This is a genomic window from Pseudomonas grandcourensis (genome assembly GCF_039909015.1).
Lineage (GTDB): Bacteria > Pseudomonadota > Gammaproteobacteria > Pseudomonadales > Pseudomonadaceae > Aquipseudomonas > Aquipseudomonas grandcourensis.
The window spans coordinates 3,224,016-3,241,773 of sequence record NZ_CP150919.1; the positions used below are offsets into that span (position 1 = coordinate 3,224,016).

Genomic DNA, 17,758 nt, shown 5'->3' on the forward strand with positions numbered 1-17,758 from the left:
AGTACCCATGACCCAAACAACTCAAAAACTGGCCGGGAAGGTTGCTCTTGTCACCGGCGCCAGCCGGGGCATCGGCCGCGCCATCGCCCAGCGTTTCGCGGCAGAAGGGGCGATCGTGGTGGTGAGCGCACGCAGCCTCGAGCAGACGACCAGCCTGCCGGGGACATTGGCCGAGACAGTCGAACTGATCAGGAGCTCCGGTGGCCAGGCCATTCCATTGGCGGCCGACCTGGAACTACCCGCCGAGCGCGACACCTTGGTCGCTCGCGCCGTCGCCGTCACGGGCGGCCTGGATATCCTCGTCAACAACGCGGGTTTCGCCGAGTACTGCGACGTTGAAACGATGCCGTTCAGTGTGTTCGAGCGCACGCTCGATCATTATTTGCGGGTGCCATTCGCACTGAGCCAGGCTGCAATACCCTTGATGCGGGCTCGGGGTGGCGGCTGGATTCTGAACCTGGGATCGGTCACGGCTCTGCCACCGCTGCGCCCCTACGGCGACTTCGAACGATTCGGCGGGATCTCCGTCTATTCCGCGGCCAAGGCGGCGATCAACCGGTTCACCCAGAGCCTGGCGGCTGAGCTTTTGGTCGACAATATTGCGGTGAACACCGTGGGGCCGAGCACCGCGATTCGTACCCCGGGTGGCGGGCGCTATATCCCCGACGACTACCCGACCGAGCCCGTCGAATACCTGGTGGAAAGCGCATTGGCGTTGTGCCATTTACCTGCTCGCGACCGAACCGGACTGATCACCCACAGCCTGCACTTTCCCCTGGCTCACGGATTGCCGGTCTTCACCCTGGACGGCCGCGAGAGGTTGCCGGCGCCGGTCATTCCTGCGTGGGCGCATCCGGCCATCGAACCGACAGGTACATAAGTAAAGCTGGTTGCAGCGATGGAGTCGGCGGCCCAGGTGACGGTACGGATCTGAGCGACTCATGAAATCCGGGGGAGCAATACGGCTATCGGATGTTGTGCGGCGGTTGTACTGCAGTACTGGCCCCTGATCTGAATCCCCCCGATTTCGGCGTGAATTCCCCCCGCTAATGGGCGCGATTCCCCAGCAGGATTCGCGTCTCCATCAACTCGGGAATTTCAGATTCCGAGCAATGTTTGCGGGGCGTTCAGGCATGCCGATAAATATTGCTGCACCGATGGCAGGGTAATTGCTGAGCGAGGCTATCCCGTTCATGAAAGGTGCCGGGACGCCGTGGAGCTGTAAGTACCCCCATTGAGCGATTGATGTAACCGTCGGGTTGCATCACGAAATACCCCTGGCGACTCAATGAAAGTGCTGCGGTCATCCTCTGCAACTGTCCAGGGGAAGTCGTTATGAACCACTGCAAGGTAGTGTCGCTGCTTCGTCTGTTGTGCTTGCTGGTTTGCCTGCTGACGGCCACGCTGGTTGCGGCGGACGAGCCTCAGGGCAATGACAATCAAAGTAACGATAAGTGGGTGGAGCCGGCACGCTCCAGGCTCATGCATGTGATTGGCGGGATGCCGTTCTTTCCCCATCGGGCCAATACCACCGGCAACCTGGTCTTGAATGTGAAGGACTTCGACAATGCCCAGGTCTGTGGCGCTTGTCATACGGAGATCTACAAGCAGTGGCGCTCGTCGATGATGTCCCAGGCCTGGGATGAACCCATCTATCGGGCCTTGCTCAAGCGCGCGAGTTCGGCCACCGAAGGCAAGGTCGATAACTTCTGCACCGGCTGCCATACCCCGATCGGTCTCACGACCGGGCAGATCACTTCGCAAGTCAACCGCTCCTCGATTGAAGACAGTGCCAAGAATCACCCGATGCCTGGGGTCGATTGCGAGACCTGCCACAACATCAGTGCCCGCACGGGCCTCGACAACGGCGCCTATGTCCTGAGTCCGCGGGCACACGGCAAGCCGACCAAGTTCGGCCCGCGCAGGGATGCCGTTTCGCCTTATCACGACACCGTGTATTCCGCCCTGCACACCCGCTCGGACTTTTGCGGCACCTGCCACAACGTCACGCACCCCTTCAGCAGCGTGGCGGTGGAGCGCACCTATGACGAATGGCAGGAGAGCACCTACAGCCTGAACAATGTGACCTGCCAGAGCTGCCATATGCCGGGTTTTGCAGGCAAGGCCGCGATCATGGGGCCAGACCGCGAGGAGGTTGCCTCGCATTGGTTCAGCGGGGCCAACGCGATGATGCTCAAGCATCTCGGTCAGGAGGAGGGGGCGCAACGTGCACGCGACATGCTCACGGGCGCCGGGGACATAAAGTTCGAGCAAGTGCCGGCCGCCATGACGCCCGGGCAATACACCTCGGTAGCGGTCAAAGTGACCAACGTCGGCGCCGGGCACAAGCTGCCGACCGGCTTTCCCGAGGGGCGGGAGATGTGGATCGATTTCCGGGTGCAGGATGCCACTGGTCGCGAGATCTACCGCTTGGGATCGATCAAGGACGGAAAGACCGAGGTCAATACGCGAAATTTCAAGGTGCACATAGGCGACAAGGACGGCAATCCGTTGGACGTCGAGGTCTGGAATGCCACGCAGATTCTCTCGGACAACCGCATTCTGCCCAAGGGCTACGATGTCGGGGAGTTCTCGTTCCTGGTGCCCGCCGACGCCGTCGGGCCGCTGACCCTGACAGCCGATCTGAACTACTGGCCGTTTTCCCAGAAACTGGCCGACTACCTGCTCGGCAAGGATAAAGTGCAGGTGGAAATCACCCGGATGTCCAACGTCACGCAGAGCGTACCCCTGTCGACCGGATCCGAAACGGCGAAGCAGGCGGTACCCGCGAAGTTGAAACTCGACGACGCTAGCGCTTACTACAAAGAATGAACATGTCACTGCCATCCGGGTCAGTCGAGTGGCAGCGATATCGTTAATTTCGTTCCTTTGTCCGGCGCGCTGTCGATCGTGAATTCCCCGCCCAGCATGCTGATGCGTTCCTTCATTCCCACCAGCCCGAACGAGTTCAATTTTTTGCGATCCGTCATGCCTACACCGTTGTCTTTGATCTGCAGGTAAAGCCGCTGACCCTCCCATGAGAGCTCGATACGCACCTGTGTCGCTTGCGCATGCCGGGCAATATTCGACAGCGATTCCTGCACGATGCGGAACAGGGTCGTGGCGGATTTTTCATTTAGATCGCAACGGAAATTTTCGTCTTTCGCCGACATCGTGCAATCGATCGCGCTGCGTTGCCGGAATTCTTCAAGTTGCCACTCGATCGCTGCCTGCAATCCAAGATCAAGTACGGGCGGTCGCAGATCATTGATGATACTGCGGACACTGCGGATGGCTGTATCGAGGTGGTTCAGGGCGTCGCTGGCCTTTTCGTTGAGCTTGGGGTGCATGGTACTGGTGCGCGCCTGCAACATGGAAACATCGATTCGCAACGCCAGCAGGCTCTGTCCCAGCTCGTCATGGATGTCGCGTGCGATCCGCTTTCGCTCTTCTTCCTTGATGTGCTCCTGATAGGAGGCCAGTTCACGCAGCTGCAGCTTCGATTGCAGCAATTCTTCGGCCTGCATCGTCAGTTTGCGCTGCAGGTAGAACAGGTCGACAAACACCCGGATCTTGGCGCGAAGAACCTCGGCCACAATCGGCGAGAAGATGTAATCCACTGCGCCGGACGTATAACCGCGGAAACGCTCGGAATCCGTTTCGGCCTCAGCTGTGACGAAGATAATGGGTGTGTGGGCCGACTTCGGACGGCCGTGAATGAGTGCAGCGGTTTCAAAACCATCCATCACCGGCATTTTCACGTCGAGCAGAATGACGGCGAAGTCGCGCTGCAATAGCAGGCGCAGCGCCTCGCGCCCGGAGGTCGCCGTGGCAATATCGAGGCCCATGTCGGCAATCACCGCGGCGAGCGCCGTAAGCTTGGCGGGATTGTCATCCACCAGCAACACTGATGCGGGCACGCCATCAGGCGGGAGCGGGTGCCGCACCTGGGCGCTCTCACTGAATACCGGAGGTTCCTGCTGCATGTTTATGCCACTTCTGTTTGCGCTAGCCGCAATGAGCGCGGTACAGCGTCATCGATAGAGCCATTTGCGCATCAGCGACAGCAACTGGTCGGTATCCACCGGCTTGCTGACATAGTCCGAGGCTCCTGCCTCGATGCACTTTTCACGGTCGCCCATCATCGCTTTGGCCGTCAGCGCAATCATGGGCAGGGTTTCAAATCTCTTGAATGTACGGATCTGGCGCATGGTTTCAAAGCCATCCATCTCGGGCATCATGATGTCCATCAGCACGATGTCGGTATCGGGCTGCTGCTGCAGCAGTTCTATGGCGGTTCGACCGTTTTCGGCCGTGGCCACCAGCATTTTGTTGCACTCAAGCACGCTGGTCAGGGCAAAAATATTGCGCACGTCATCGTCGACCACCAGGGCCTTTTTACCCTCGAGACTGTCCGAACCCTCATAGAGTTTTTCCAGCATCCTGCGCTGGGTCTGCGGCAGCCTGGCTACGACACGGTGTAGAAACAGTGCGGTTTCATCGAGTATGCGCTCTGGGGACTCAACGGCCTTGATCACGCCCTTGCCGAGCAGTGTTCTGAAACGCTCGTGTTCCGGCTTGGTCAGTGTCTCTGCACCATAGGCGACGATCGGCAATTCACGCAGAGCGTGGTCTTGCTGCAATGCCTCGAGAAAGCTGATGCCGGATGCGTCGGGCAGTTTGAGATTGATTGCCAAGCAGTCGTAGCGTTTCTTTGCCAGTTTCTTCAAGGCTTGCGCGTCGCTGGCGGTCGCCTCGATCTTCAGGTCGGTATTGCCGAGTAGATCGAGGATGCGGGCGCGGCTCCCGTCGTTGCCGTCGATGAGCAGCAGGTTCCTGGTCTTGCGTTGAGCGAATGCCACGATGCCGACCAGCGCATTTTGAATTTCGTCGGCGGTGACCGGCTTGAGCAGATAGTCGAAAGCGCCATAGCGCAGCCCGCGTGTGTGGTCGTCAGCGGTCGAGATGATCTGGACCGGGATGTGACGCGTGGCGAAATTGCGCTTCAACTGCTCGAGCAGCGACCAGCCATCGATGTCCGTCAGGCCCGGGTCCAGTGTGATCGCGGCGGGTTTGAAGCGCTCGACAAGCTCCAGTGCATCCGCGCCACGGGTCGTGACGATAGCCCTGAATCCCTTCTGGTGCGCGGCCTCGAGCAGAATGCTGGCGAATCGGGCGTCACCCTCGAGCATCAGTAGCACCTGGTCCCCGGCTTGGACCGACTCGCGGTCGTCCGGTATCTGTGCAGACGGGCTTGGCATGAGGTCGCGCCTGACTTGGCCAGGTACTGCCTCTGTCGTGGATTCGTTTAGCGTCTGACGCTGGGCATCCTGTGTACGCAAGGGCACGTACAGCGCGAAAGTACTGCCCTTGCCGATCTCACCGGGGATCAACCGCACCTCACCACCCAGCCGGTGTGCGAGCTCGCGGCTGATCGACAGGCCGAGGCCAGTGCCGCCGTATTTTCGTGAGGTTCCGGTATCTGCTTGCTGGAACGCTTCGAAGATGAGCTTCTGCTTGCCGGCAGATACGCCAATGCCGGTGTCGGTGACCACGAAGGCGACCACTGCATCGGCACAATTCAGTTCGCTGTTATCCACGCTCCATCCGGACACAGCGGGTTCGATGCTGATCTTGACGCTGCCTTGCTCAGTGAACTTGAAGGCGTTGGACAGCAGGTTCTTGACCACCTGCAGCAGGCGCTTTTCGTCGGTCCGGATGACGGGGGGCAGGGCAGGCGCCAGTTCAATCGTGAAGGTCAGGCCCCGGCTTTCGGCGACCGGCCGGAAGGTGCGTTCGATCTGCTCGTGCAGATCGGCGAACAGCGCTTCATTGAAATCCAGTGTGACCGTACCCGACTCGATCTTGGACAGATAGAGAATCTCGTCGATCAGCTCCAGCAGGTCTTTGCCCGCGCTACGGATGGTCTTGGCATATTCGACCTGCCTGGGCGTGAGGTTGTGTTCTGCGTTGTCGCTGAGCTGCCGGGCCAGGATCAGCAGGCTGTTCAGTGGCGTTCTGAGCTCATGGGACATGCTGGAGAGGAATTCGGACTTGTACTTCGAGGTCAGCATCAGCTGCTCCGCCTTCTCCTCCAGCGACAGCTTGGTGATTTCGACTTCGCGGTTCTTGCGCTCGACTTCGGCTTTCTGCTCCGCCAGCAGTCCGGCCTTGTCCCCCAGTTCCTCGTTGGTCTGTCTCAATTCTTCTTGTTGCTTTTGCAACTCCTGCGCCAGCGACTGCGACTGCTTGAGCAGTTCTTCGGTACGCATATTGGCTTCGATCGTGTTGAGCACGATACCAATCGATTCAGCAAGCTGATCAAGGAAGGTTTGATGAATGATGCTGTAGCGCGTGAACGACGCCATTTCGACGACGGCCTTGACCTTGTTCTCGAACAGGATCGGCAACACGATGATATTCAGTGGGGCGGCCGCACCCAGTCCCGATGAAATCGCGACGTAATTGGCGGGTACATCGGTCAGCAGGATGCGCCGCTTCTCGTAGGCGCATTGCCCGACCAGGCCCTCGCCGAGCCGCCACTCATCGTTCACATTGATGTTTCCCTTGTACGCATAAGCGGACAGCAGTTTGAGTTTCGCAGGGTCGGGCGGGCTCTCGTTCATCATGTAGAACACACCGTGCTGGGCGTTGATCAGCGGAGCCAGTTCAGACAGCACCATCTTGGAGACGGCCGCCAGATCGCGCTGGCCCTGCAGCAGACGGTTGAATTTCGCGAGATTGCTCTTGAGCCAATCCTGCTCCGCGTTTTGCCGGGTGGTTTCGCGCAGGTTGCGGATCATCTCGTTGACGTTGTCCTTCAATTCCGCCACTTCACCCTTTGCTTCCACCTCCACGTAACGCGTCAGATCGCCCTTGGTAACGGCAGTCGCCACGTCGGCAATGGCGCGCACCTGATTGGTCAGGTTGGCCGCCAGACCGTTCACGTTGTCGGTCAGGTCGCGCCAGGTGCCGGCAGCACCCGGCACGTTGGCCTGGCCCCCCAGCTTGCCCTCGACCCCCACTTCACGCGCCACCGAGGTCACCTGATCGGAGAACAGTGCCAGGGTATCGGTCATGCCGTTGATGGTGTCGGCCAGTTCGGCGATCTCGCCCTTGGCTTCCAGTGTCAGTTTCTTCTTCATGTCGCCGTTGGCGACTGCGGTCACCACTTTGGCGATGCCTCGCACCTGGCTGGTCAGGTTGGCCGCCATGAAGTTCACGTTTTCGGTCAAATCCTTCCAGGTGCCGGACACGCCTTGCACCTGTGCCTGTCCCCCGAGCTTGCCTTCTGTGCCGACTTCGCGCGCCACCCGCGTCACTTCGGCGGCAAAGCTGTTGAGCTGGTCCACCATGGTGTTGATGGTGTTCTTCAGTTCCATGATTTCGCCTTTGGCTTCCACGGTAATCTTGCGCCCCAGGTCACCTTTGGCCACCGCCGTCGTCACGTCGGCGATGTTGCGCACCTGATTGGTCAGGTTGGCCGCCATGCTGTTGACCGAGTCGGTCAAGTCTTTCCAGGTTCCACCGACGCCCGTCACTCTGGCCTGGCCACCGAGCTTGCCATCAGTCCCCACTTCGCGAGCCATGCGCGTCACTTCGTCGGCAAAGGTCGAGAGCTGGTCCACCATTGTGTTGATGGTTTCCTTGAGCTGGAGAATTTCACCTTTCGCTTCGGCTGTGATCTTGCGTGACAGGTCGCCGTTGGCCACCGCCGTCGTCACGTCGGCAATGTTGCGCACCTGGGTGGTCAGGTTGGCCGCCATGCCGTTGACCGAATTGGTCAAGTCCTTCCAGGTACCGGACACGCCGGTCACTTCAGCCTGTCCGCCCAGTTTGCCTTCGGTACCGACTTCCAGGGCGACGCGGGTCACCTCCGAGGCGAAGCTGGAGAGCTGGTCGACCATCGTGTTGATGGTGTTTTTCAGTTCGAGAATCTCGCCCTTGGCTTCAACGGTAATTTTCTTGCCGAGGTCGCCGCGCGCCACCGCCGTCGTCACCTGTGCGAGGTTGCGCACCTGGGTGGTCAGGTTGGCCGCCATGCCGTTGACCGATTCGGTCAGGTCGCGCCAGGTGCCCGATACGCCGCGCACTTCCGCCTGACCGCCCAGTTTGCCTTCGGTACCGACTTCCAGCGCCACGCGGGTCACCTCCGCAGCGAAACTCGAGAGCTGGCCGACCATCGTGTTGATGGTGTTTTTCAGCTCGAGAATCTCACCCCTGACTTCGACGGTAATCGTCTTGCCCAGATCGCCTTTGGCCACCGCGGTCGTCACGTAAGCGATGTTGCGCATCTGGGTGGTCAGATTGGCGGCCATGTCGTTGACGGAGTCGGTCAGGTCTTTCCAGGTGCCGGACACCCCTTTGACATTGGCCTGCCCTCCGAGAATCCCTTCAGTGCCGACTTCGCGCGCCACGCGGGTAACCTCGGATGCGAAGGAGCCCAGTCGCGTCACCATGGTATTCACGATCCTGGCGGATTTGAGGAACTGACCCCGCAGTTTCAGGTCGTCGAGTACCGGTGGTACCTGCTGGCTCAGATTACCCTCGGCAACCGAACCGATAACACGAATCATCTCGTTCATCGGGCTGATGAGGTCGCTGGTGAGCGCATTGCTCGAGTTGACGATCTTTTGCCATGAGCCTTTCATCATCGGCAATTGGATACGCTCATCGACCTTGCCCTGCTTGCCGATCAGTCGCGCCACGCGTTCGAATTCGGTGGCGGTGTCGGCCGCCATGTCGATGATCTCGTTGAGCGTATCGGCGATCTTGCCCGGCATGCCGGTCCAGTCTTGCGGCATACGCGTGGTGAAGTCGCCATTGCGCAACGCCTTGAGCGCTGTCAGCAACGTCTTCATGTCGAAAGTTTCGATCGGTGTCGTCACTGTGGCCATGTCTATGTCCAGTCAAGATGGATGCCACGCGGGAGCCGGCATTGCAGTATTGACCATGCTGAAAACCGAGCGTTGGCTTGTGAAATATTAGCAAGGTTGGCGCAATGCCCCCGGATCCTGGGGAAATTGGCCGGGAACAGGCCGTTCCAACCGACTGCACCCGCAGTCCGGAGTAGTGAGCACTAATGGCTGAGGCAAAAAGTGCAAGTGTGCTCTGTGCCTGCTAACGTCAAACGCTGCAGCAGATTCCATGGCTCGCTGGCCACTGGTGAATGGAAAATACAGATGGTTGACCACAAAATCAGAGTCTTGCTGGTGGATGATCACAGCATCGTGCGTAGCGGCGTGCGACGCATGCTGGAGACTGCCGGCGAGATCGACGTTACGGGTGAAGCAGAGACGGCACAAGACGCAATGCTCCTGGTCCGGGAGCAGGATTTCGACGTGGCGCTGGTAGATATTCAGCTGCCCGACAAGACCGGCCTCCAACTCCTCAAGCTCATGCGTGCAGAGAAACCCAAGCTCGCCGTTCTGATGCTGAGCATGCATTCGGTCGAGGCCTATGCGTTACGCGCGATCAAGCTCGGCGCAGCGGGATACCTCACCAAGGATATTTCCGCAGCCACCCTGGTTGCGGCCGTTCGCAAGGTGGCCTCAGGCGGCAAGCACGTCAGTCCTGAGCTGGCAGAAAAACTGGTCAACGCTATCGGCAGAGGCGACGGGGCACCCCACGAAGCGCTATCGGACCGGGAGCTTGAAGTACTAAAACTCCTCGCTTCAGGCGAGAGGATTGTCCGCATCGCACAGATACTGCACTTGAGCCCGAGTACCGTCACGACGTACCGGGCACGTATCCTGGAAAAAACAGGGATGGACAGCAACGCGAAACTCGCCCGCTATGCACTCGAAAACGGCCTGTTGACTTAGAACACCCCGCCATCGACGCAGCCGAGCCACTCAATCGGTCTCGGCAGCCTCCAGACTCTGCGGCACATGCCCGGCTTCGCCGGATCCAGCCTGCTTGTAGTGGAATCACTACAAGTGCTTGGCCGATATCGCCACAAGGAAGTCCTGCTAACGTCGATAGCGGGGTCTGTTCCAATCAAGCATATTTACCCCTCGGCAAATGTTCGTCCTCTCAATGGAATTGTCTTCGTCAACGTCTTGTACAGCCATGTCAAAAAAGTCAGGTGAAATCATGCAGGAATCAATGTTCTAACTGGAGTACGTCATGATGATAGGTTATTGGTTATGTGCGTTACTGTGGGGTGTGGTGCTGCTGGAGGAGATCCAACTCATGCCCCTTCAAGAATGGAAAGACGAAGGTCTGAAAAAGGTTCTGTTGTTGCGCCGGACCAGAACCCGGACCGGCTACTTTATCGCGTTGATAGCGGGCGCCATGTGCCTTTATAGCGAGATCCTGGTGGCACCGGTCGATCAAAACATTTTCAATCCGGAGCTGATACTTGCCCTATGTGGTGTTCTTTGGGGTGCTTATCTTTCCGTAGTCTGTATGAAGGGCAAGCGATAGGCGCCTGGCATCCCAGGTTAGCGGACGAGCTCCAGGCGCGCGGCATTATTGATGGGGATGAGCGAAAGGGTCTGAGGCGACGGAGCTTAATGCCCGTGCTGTCGAGGCGGGTTCAACACACTGGATTTGGTGTAGGCGGGATCTTGGTCAAACCGGCGCTGGCAGCCACTTGGGCGCCGCCAGCGAGGATTGAGGCTGCACATTTCTGTCAGCCGGGATTTTGTGAACTGCTAACAGCGGGATTTATTGGCTAAAGCTGAACTTCCTTGTTCAACCTGGCTTCACCATCCAGCCAGGGCGGCGTTTCCTGTTGTCCGGGTGCCTTGCTCCATACGCGCTTCGGAGTCTCTGTCTTTTGCCCAGACAGTGAGCAGTACCATCGCCCCGAATCCACCGACGATGAGAACCGGATAGGCTGCCAGCAACTCCACCAGCGAGTATTTCCAGGCCAGCGGACGACCAACCCCCAGCATGGCGGCATAGAACCACGACACGCCAGAGAACGCCCCCGAGAACAACGCCAGCATGCGCAGGTTGAAGGAGAGTTTGAGTAACGAACCGGCTTTTTTCAGCGCCGGTAATACCGCGCTATGCAGCAAGAAGCCGTTAATGGTCAACAGTACAACGATGCCGATTTTGGCTTGCAGTTTGGGATTGAGGAAATATTCCATCCCCTTGCCGGCATAATCGATCCCGACAATACCAATGCCCGTGATCCAGAGCGCTACAAGTGCAAGCGATACGGTTTTTTGAAGGCTTTCCATGTGCGCGTCATCTTGGTGACCTGACGCATCCCCCTTCAGGAGTTGCTTGACCATTGCAATGTCACTGGTCAAAACCAGCCCGATTGCAACGCAGCAGGCGATAAGATGAAAATATACAACGCCCAAACGCACATATTCCACGGTGGACGAAGAGAACATACTAAGTTCCATGGTGACCTCTTGGCTTCAATAGTGAATCAACTTGGCTCTCGGCACGGTTTGATTGGGATTTACCGTTGCTGACTGCCATTTAGATCCAGCCATTGTTATCAGTTAATCTTGCGACATTACGCCATCAAGATAATAGTGAGTTTCGCGAATGAACTTTTAGTCATTCGAACATGTCCATTTTCAGGTAATAAAAAACATCATCCGCACTGAGTGCATATGAGGTTTAACTTCCGCTTCTGGGGGCCTGCGAGGCCCGGAACCCGATCGACGAGCGGATCAGGCAATGCTGGTTGGGTCGGCGGGGCTTCCACCCCATTCGAGGAAACGGATCTTGTGAACCTCGCCCTCGCTGTCTTCGTAGACCAGGGTCACCGGTACCACGCCGGTCTTGTCGGATGTATCGGTGCGCTGCAGTACCCGTTTCACATCGATGTCCATTCCGTAGTGGTACTCGACGGCTGAGACATGCGCGCCGGGGTCTTGCAGGCTGCTCTGGTCGAAGACACTTGGTGCGAGACTGGAAATCACGGCACTGACAATTGTGGCCATGCTCATAAGGCTTACCTCCACTGACGTTTGCTTGACAAGGACTTAATGTGACACGTCAAGAAAGTGAAGTTCACTTGACCGCGACGAACGCGCCCGTTTGAAAAGCCTGTAGTGGCTGCAAACTCCCGGCAATTCCCCGTGCTTGACGCCTCTTGACCATTCGTCCTTTAACCCCCGTATTTGTTGGCCAAAGTCCATTTTTGACAGAGGTCATGACATGTCATGACGGATTTTCACGCAAGGTGAACCGGTGCTTTCAATTCAGTCGGCTGTCAGGGGGAAGTGTCGGGGATTGGCCGTTTACTGCCGGTCGCGAAGGGCTGAAAACGACCCAAAGCCGACCGAGATGACAGTCGGCTTTGGGATTGAAACGATCATGCAAGTGGTTCTTTGCGTTTGCAGAAGACATGACCAGTCGTTTGATGGACGAGGCTAGCCTAGCCTTTGCCTCCGCTGACACCGCTGCCGCTGCTACTACCACTGCCGCTACTACCACTACTACCACTACCACTGTCCTGGTTATTGTCGACCTTGACCTGTGGCCCGACACCATCGCCCGTACGGAATGTCGGTAACGCAACCGAGTTTACGAATTTCACGCCGTCCCAGCTGGGTAATGGCGTAGGCATCAATTGGATCTGGCCCGGGTGTTCAGAATCCCAACGCAGCAGCATCGACGTGTCCTCATGCTGTGTGTTGTGGCAGTGCTCCATGTAGGTGCCGGCAAACTCACGGATGTGCAAGGCCATTTCGACATTGTCGAGGCTCTCGGAATCGGAGCCCACACGGTAGATATCCTTGCGCGCGCCTTTTTCCCATTCCGGTGGTGGTTTGCCACCTCGAGTGAGAATGATCCCTTCCTCGAAGTGCACGTGCACCGGGTGACTCCAGCCATTGCCGCCGTTCTGGATCTTCCAGACTTCCAGCGTGCCTTCACCCTTGAACCCTGCCGGTGTCGGGCCGGTGGCCAGCTGTGGCGCGGCTGAAATCCGGCGCGGGTCCATGCCGAAACCTTCGCCGCCATCGGTCTTGATCGTCCAGGGTTTGAAATCCGTGCCGTTGGAGCGGCCAAAGATAAAGGTGCGGTGCCGCGCCTGGGCAAGCCGGGCGATATCGGCAGGGTCATCACGGTGCAAGGGCAGGGGGATCATGAACCTGCCCTCGGGCTTGCCTGGCTTGGCGGGCTCGAAGTCGACCGGGTTCATGCTGACATCCTGGCCGGTGTAGGGCTGGACGTTCAGTTGCATGAATATGCCCACGCCCGGGTCACCGTTGATCCACTGTGGTCCGTGGCTGGTTTGCCTGACAACGGGCAGGTACTTCTCGGAGAGTACATCCGCCAATGGAATGTCACGATTGGGACGCTTGCCGTTTTCATGCTCCTCGATGTTGACGATGAAAATCCTGTCGCCCGGCTTGATGCCGTTTTTCGCGAAGTCGACGACGATGTCATAGCGTTCGGCAACGCCGAGTATCGGCAGAATGGCGTTGTGGTCCTGTTTGTCGCCGTCGCCATCGAGGTCCAGGCTGCCATCGAACGGCACTGCGTGCTCCATGATATTGCCGTCGTTGGCGATCATGTGGAACGGCACCCGGTTATAGGAAACCCCGGAACCGGCCCGGCCAGGAAACTCGCCACCATTACCATTGACCTGTCGCACCACCGCCAGCTTGAAGTAACGAGAAACCGATCCATTGAGAATGCGGAAACGGTAGCGGCGGGCACGCACGTCCAGGAAGGGTTTGTACTCCCAGTTGGTCAGCACCTGGTCACCGAGAAATCCGTCGGTGTTGAAGGGGTTGAACCACAACTGGCCGGCCTTGTCCCAGGCCTTGTCGGCGATCGTCAGGTTGACGTCATAGTCGCGGTTACCCCATCCCAGCCCCGAACCGCTGGGCAAGCGCAAGTTGACCCCGTCGTCGACCGCCTCGTTGCCACGGTCCACGGCGCTGTAGTAGTTCATCATCGTCGCGTTGCCCTTGTAGACATTCTGCGCGGTGAAATCGAGCATGTGGTCGTGGAACCAGTGCGTGCTCATGGTTTCGCGCCAGTCGCCACGGATCTTGATGGTGCCGTTGTTGCAGGTCTTGAAGCCGGGCTTGGCGTCGTTGACGAAAAGTATTTCACCGGGGTCGCACGGGAATGCTGCCCGTGGGTCCTGTGCAGTGGTGTTGATGCTGTCGTAACCGGCCAACTGGATCGGCCAGCGATAGTCGTAGTACTGGCCGGGGAAGAAGAACGCGTTGGCGAAACCGTCGCTTTCGGCGGGCGAGTGGCCGTTATGTTCATGGGTGGTGATGGTGTGCAGGCCAAAGCCCCGGTTGGCCGACGGGTCGATGGGCAAGGCATCGTAATGACGCATCAGCATCGCCTGGCCATAGCGCACTTGAAGCAGTTTGGGCGGAAAGGTGCCGTCGAATGTCCACAACGCATTATGGTCCTGAACAGGCAAGTTAGGGTGAAACTGCACTTGAATGCCCTTGGTCGTGCCCTCGTTGGCCGGGTCGCCGTTGGTGTTGTGATAGAGCCCGCCTGGCGCAAATTCCCCCACGGCGTAGTTATGCCGTTGCATGCGATCACGTAGGCCGCTGTTGACGTGCGCGCCTGCCTGCACAGTCTTGAAAGCGTCGCGCGGGAAAAACTCATTGAAACGCTGGTGCGACCAACCTTTTCCTGGTGGCCGTCCCTCTGCGGGCGAATCGACCCGGCGATTGAGGAAGTCCTCGATCTGCGCCTTCCAGGGGTTGCGGTCCAGTACATTGGAGAACTCGGTCGGGAAGGGCGTCAATGCCGGCTGCCTGAGAAAGGCGTCCAGCGCCGTCGGCGACGGGCCGCTTCGCGCCACCTTCAATGGATCTTGCGCCGGTGCGGGGCCCACCGTCGGAACCGGAAACGGAACGGGTGATGGCGGGTCGGTCGCGTTCAGTTTGTTCGAGCCGAATTCCTCGAATAGTTCAAGCTTCTGTGTGAACGGTTGAGCCCCGAACACCGGGCTGGCATTACCGTTAGTGGGGATGTTGAAGCTGGGTTGCAGGTCGGGTGGCAGCACATTGTCGACCAAGGGGGTCTTGCGGTTACCGACCACGCCATTGGGCAAGTCGAAGGCGCCGACGTTTGCGGGAGGCAGCTTGAGCAAGTCCCTCAAAGCGGCTTCGGGGTCGGCGGGCTGATTGGTGAACGCCGATGGATCGGTAGGGGGCGGTGGGTCGGTGTTGTCGAGGGGGGCTGCCTGGGTCTGGGACAAGCCCAGCCCAAACATGAACACGGCAGCAGAGATACTCAGCGCCAGTCTGGTTTTGGACAATGAACCAGGTTTCAACCTTGCGGCTTCCAGTTTCATCGCAAACACCTCTGACGGGTTCCTCGGAGCGTGGCAATGCATGGGCATCGAGCCACTGCTTCCAGACCCGGTTGGTAAAACATTTGATCCCGGGCCGGGATGGAAAAGATGCATATTTCCCGCCAAAAGTGACAGGGAGTGACTGGTGGCTCTACGCCACGGCCCTCTTGTCCGCTGGCCTCAAGTTGACGTATCGGCAGCCCGGATGAACGCCCCGATGACGGGGAATATCCCCCAATGCAGGGGGGGGGATTGTGCGGGGTGCCCGGGCCAGGATAAGTGGCGACTTTCCGAATGAATCGATGGCCGATTGCTTTCATTCGCCCCGACTTCATCGGTGCCCGCTGTTGGCCGAAGCGACTGCGGGCCCAGGCTGTTCAGTCGTGCAGGCCTGCCGTTTCATCCAGGTGGTCGATGTGCCTGAAACGCTCGACCAGGAAATCGATCAGGCTGCGCACACGGGCTGACAGGTGTAACTGTTGCGGGTACACCGCATAAACATCGGCGCGGGTCGGAGTCTGGTCTTCCAGCACTAAACGCAAGCGGCCGCTGCGCACGTATCGGGCAATGTCCCATTCGGCCCGCAACAGAATGCCGTAGCCTTCAAGCGCCCAATTCAGGGCCACTTCGCCGTCATTGCAGCCCAGTGCGCCACGGACCTTGATGTTTTGCGTGCGGCCCCCGTTGGTGAAACTCCACACACCGTAGGGCGTTTCGTTTTGCCTGAGAAAGATGCAGTTGTGTTGCTGCAGGTCCGACAGGCGTTGCGGCACGCCATGCTTTTCCAGGTACAGCGGCGAAGCGCATAGAAGACGACGGTTGGACGCGATCTTGCGTGCATGGAAGGCGGCGTCCGGCAGAGTACCGAAGCGTATGCCCAGGTCAAACCCATGGGTCGTCAGGTCCAGGGGGTGATCGCTGATTTCCAGCTGCACCTCCACCTCCGGGTACTGGGCGAAGAATGCACCCAGGGCCGGGCCGATGTATCGGCGACCGAAACCCAGCGACGCGTTGACCCGAATCAGGCCCTTGGGTGTGGCCCGACTGCTGTGGATCAACTGCTCGACCTCATCGATCTGCGTCAGGATACGGGCGGCGTGGGAAAACAGCAGCTCACCTTCCGAGGTCAGGCTCATGGAGCGCGTGGTGCGATTGACCAGGCGGATGCCCAATCGAGCCTCCAGCGCGGTGAGACGCTTGCTGACCGCCGGCGGCGTGATACCCAGCTCCCGTGCGGTCGCGGCAAGACTGCCTTTATTGGCCAAGAGGTAGAAAAACGACAAATCCAGGGTCTGGCTCATTCGTAACTCAAAGTTATTTATGTAGTGATTATGAGTAACTCACACCTATTTGTTCACTACATATACTCCGCTCACACCCTGATTGAACAGCTCGTTCGACAGGCACAACAAGAAACTTACGAGAGTGGAGTTGACCATGAGCGCATACAAGATTGCAGCGGTTCCAGGTGATGGCATCGGTGTCGAAGTGATTGCCGCTGGCGTCGAGGTGCTGCAAGCCCTGTCGAAAAAAACCGGCTTCCAGCTGGATTTCAAACACTTCGACTGGAACTCGGATAACTACCTGAAAAACGGCTACTACATTCCCGAAGGTGGCCTGGAAGAACTGAAAACCTTCGATGCCATCTTCTTCGGTGCAGTGGGCGCGCTCAACGTGCCGGATCACATTTCACTCTGGGGTTTGCGCCTGCCGATTTGCCAGGGCTTCGACCAATACGCCAACGTCCGTCCTGCCCGGGTACTGCCGGGGGTGAAGAGCCCGCTGCACAACGGCGATCAAATTGACTGGGTGGTGGTGCGGGAAAACTCCGAAGGTGAGTACTCCGGCAACGGTGGTCGGGTACACCGTGGCCTGCCGGAAGAGGTCGCCACCGAAGTCTCGATATTCACCCGTGCCGGCGTCGAGCGCATTCACCGTTTCGCTTTCGAACTGGCGCGCAGCCGCCCGCGCAAGCACCTGACCATGGTCACCAAGTCCAACGCCCAGCGTCATGGCATGGTGCTGTGGGACGAGATTTTCTACGAAGTGGCCAAGGATTTCCCGGACGTCAGGATCGACAAGGAACTGGTCGATGCGGTGACCACGCGCATGGTGCTCAAGCCGTCGACGCTTGATGTGATCGTTGCCACCAACCTGCACGCCGACATCCTGTCTGACCTGGCCGCGGCACTCTCCGGCAGCCTGGGCATCGCACCGACCGCCAACCTCAACCCGTCACGCCAATTCCCGTCAATGTTCGAACCGATCCACGGCTCGGCTTTCGACATCACCGGCAAAGGTGTGGCCAACCCGATCGCGACGTTCTGGACGGCGGCAATGATGCTCGAGCATCTCGGTGAAAACGCCAGCGCCAAACAGTTGATGTCCGCGATCGAAGCGGTGACCGAAAGTGGTTTGCATACCCCGGATCTTGGCGGTACTGCCACCACCCGCCAGATCACGGATGCGGTCATCGCATTGATCAACCGCTGATTTATCCAGCAC

11 protein-coding genes are annotated in these 17,758 nt (G+C 58.6%); 5 read left to right on the top strand and 6 right to left on the bottom strand.

Annotated elements, in window-relative coordinates; all coding sequences use genetic code 11:
- The first annotated feature begins 7 nt into the window (after window positions 1–7).
- Together AABM52_RS14390 and AABM52_RS14395 are read left to right on the top strand one after the other, a co-directional pair.
- Window positions 8–880 (top strand): SDR family NAD(P)-dependent oxidoreductase, encoded by an 873-nt coding sequence (locus AABM52_RS14390; RefSeq protein WP_347912457.1) that lies wholly within the window; start codon window positions 8–10, stop codon window positions 878–880.
- Between the two features lie 455 nt (window positions 881–1,335).
- A complete protein-coding gene (locus tag AABM52_RS14395) occupies window positions 1,336–2,832 on the top strand; it encodes a multiheme c-type cytochrome (protein ID WP_347912458.1) in 1,497 nt (498 codons plus the stop codon).
- 20 nt (window positions 2,833–2,852) lie between these two features.
- Here the strand turns inward: AABM52_RS14395 and AABM52_RS14400 are convergent, their stop codons facing one another.
- On the bottom strand, window positions 2,853–3,986 hold the full coding sequence (locus AABM52_RS14400; protein ID WP_347912459.1) for a response regulator: 1,134 nt from the start codon (window positions 3,984–3,986) through the stop codon (window positions 2,853–2,855).
- A 48-nt stretch (window positions 3,987–4,034) separates the two neighbouring features.
- Window positions 4,035–8,897: a HAMP domain-containing protein gene (locus AABM52_RS14405; RefSeq protein ID WP_347912460.1), complete on the bottom strand. Its 4,863-nt coding sequence runs from the start codon at window positions 8,895–8,897 to the stop codon at window positions 4,035–4,037.
- 285 nt (window positions 8,898–9,182) lie between these two features.
- On the opposite strand from AABM52_RS14405, the gene AABM52_RS14410 reads away from it, so the two are divergent.
- Window positions 9,183–9,824, top strand: coding sequence for a response regulator transcription factor (locus AABM52_RS14410; protein ID WP_347912461.1), 642 nt, complete (start codon window positions 9,183–9,185; stop codon window positions 9,822–9,824).
- Between the two features lie 304 nt (window positions 9,825–10,128).
- The gene (locus tag AABM52_RS14415; RefSeq protein ID WP_150752803.1) at window positions 10,129–10,428 is read left to right on the top strand and encodes a hypothetical protein; all 300 of its coding nucleotides are present in this window, start codon (window positions 10,129–10,131) and stop codon (window positions 10,426–10,428) included.
- 281 nt (window positions 10,429–10,709) lie between these two features.
- Here the strand turns inward: AABM52_RS14415 and AABM52_RS14420 are convergent, their stop codons facing one another.
- The 4 genes from AABM52_RS14420 to AABM52_RS14435 form a co-directional block, all read right to left on the bottom strand.
- Complete coding sequence (locus tag AABM52_RS14420) at window positions 10,710–11,363, bottom strand: hypothetical protein (RefSeq protein WP_347912462.1); 654 nt, start codon at window positions 11,361–11,363, stop codon at window positions 10,710–10,712.
- A gap of 276 nt (window positions 11,364–11,639) precedes the next feature.
- Window positions 11,640–11,918: a DUF2790 domain-containing protein gene (locus AABM52_RS14425; RefSeq protein WP_347912463.1), complete on the bottom strand. Its 279-nt coding sequence runs from the start codon at window positions 11,916–11,918 to the stop codon at window positions 11,640–11,642.
- Between the two features lie 431 nt (window positions 11,919–12,349).
- On the bottom strand, window positions 12,350–15,253 hold the full coding sequence (locus AABM52_RS14430) for a multicopper oxidase domain-containing protein (RefSeq protein WP_347912464.1): 2,904 nt from the start codon (window positions 15,251–15,253) through the stop codon (window positions 12,350–12,352).
- Between the two features lie 377 nt (window positions 15,254–15,630).
- The gene (locus tag AABM52_RS14435; protein ID WP_056724978.1) at window positions 15,631–16,554 is read right to left on the bottom strand and encodes a LysR family transcriptional regulator; all 924 of its coding nucleotides are present in this window, start codon (window positions 16,552–16,554) and stop codon (window positions 15,631–15,633) included.
- Between the two features lie 136 nt (window positions 16,555–16,690).
- On the opposite strand from AABM52_RS14435, the gene AABM52_RS14440 reads away from it, so the two are divergent.
- A complete protein-coding gene (locus tag AABM52_RS14440) occupies window positions 16,691–17,746 on the top strand; it encodes a tartrate dehydrogenase (RefSeq protein WP_347912465.1) in 1,056 nt (351 codons plus the stop codon).
- Window positions 17,747–17,758: the final 12 nt, after the last annotated feature.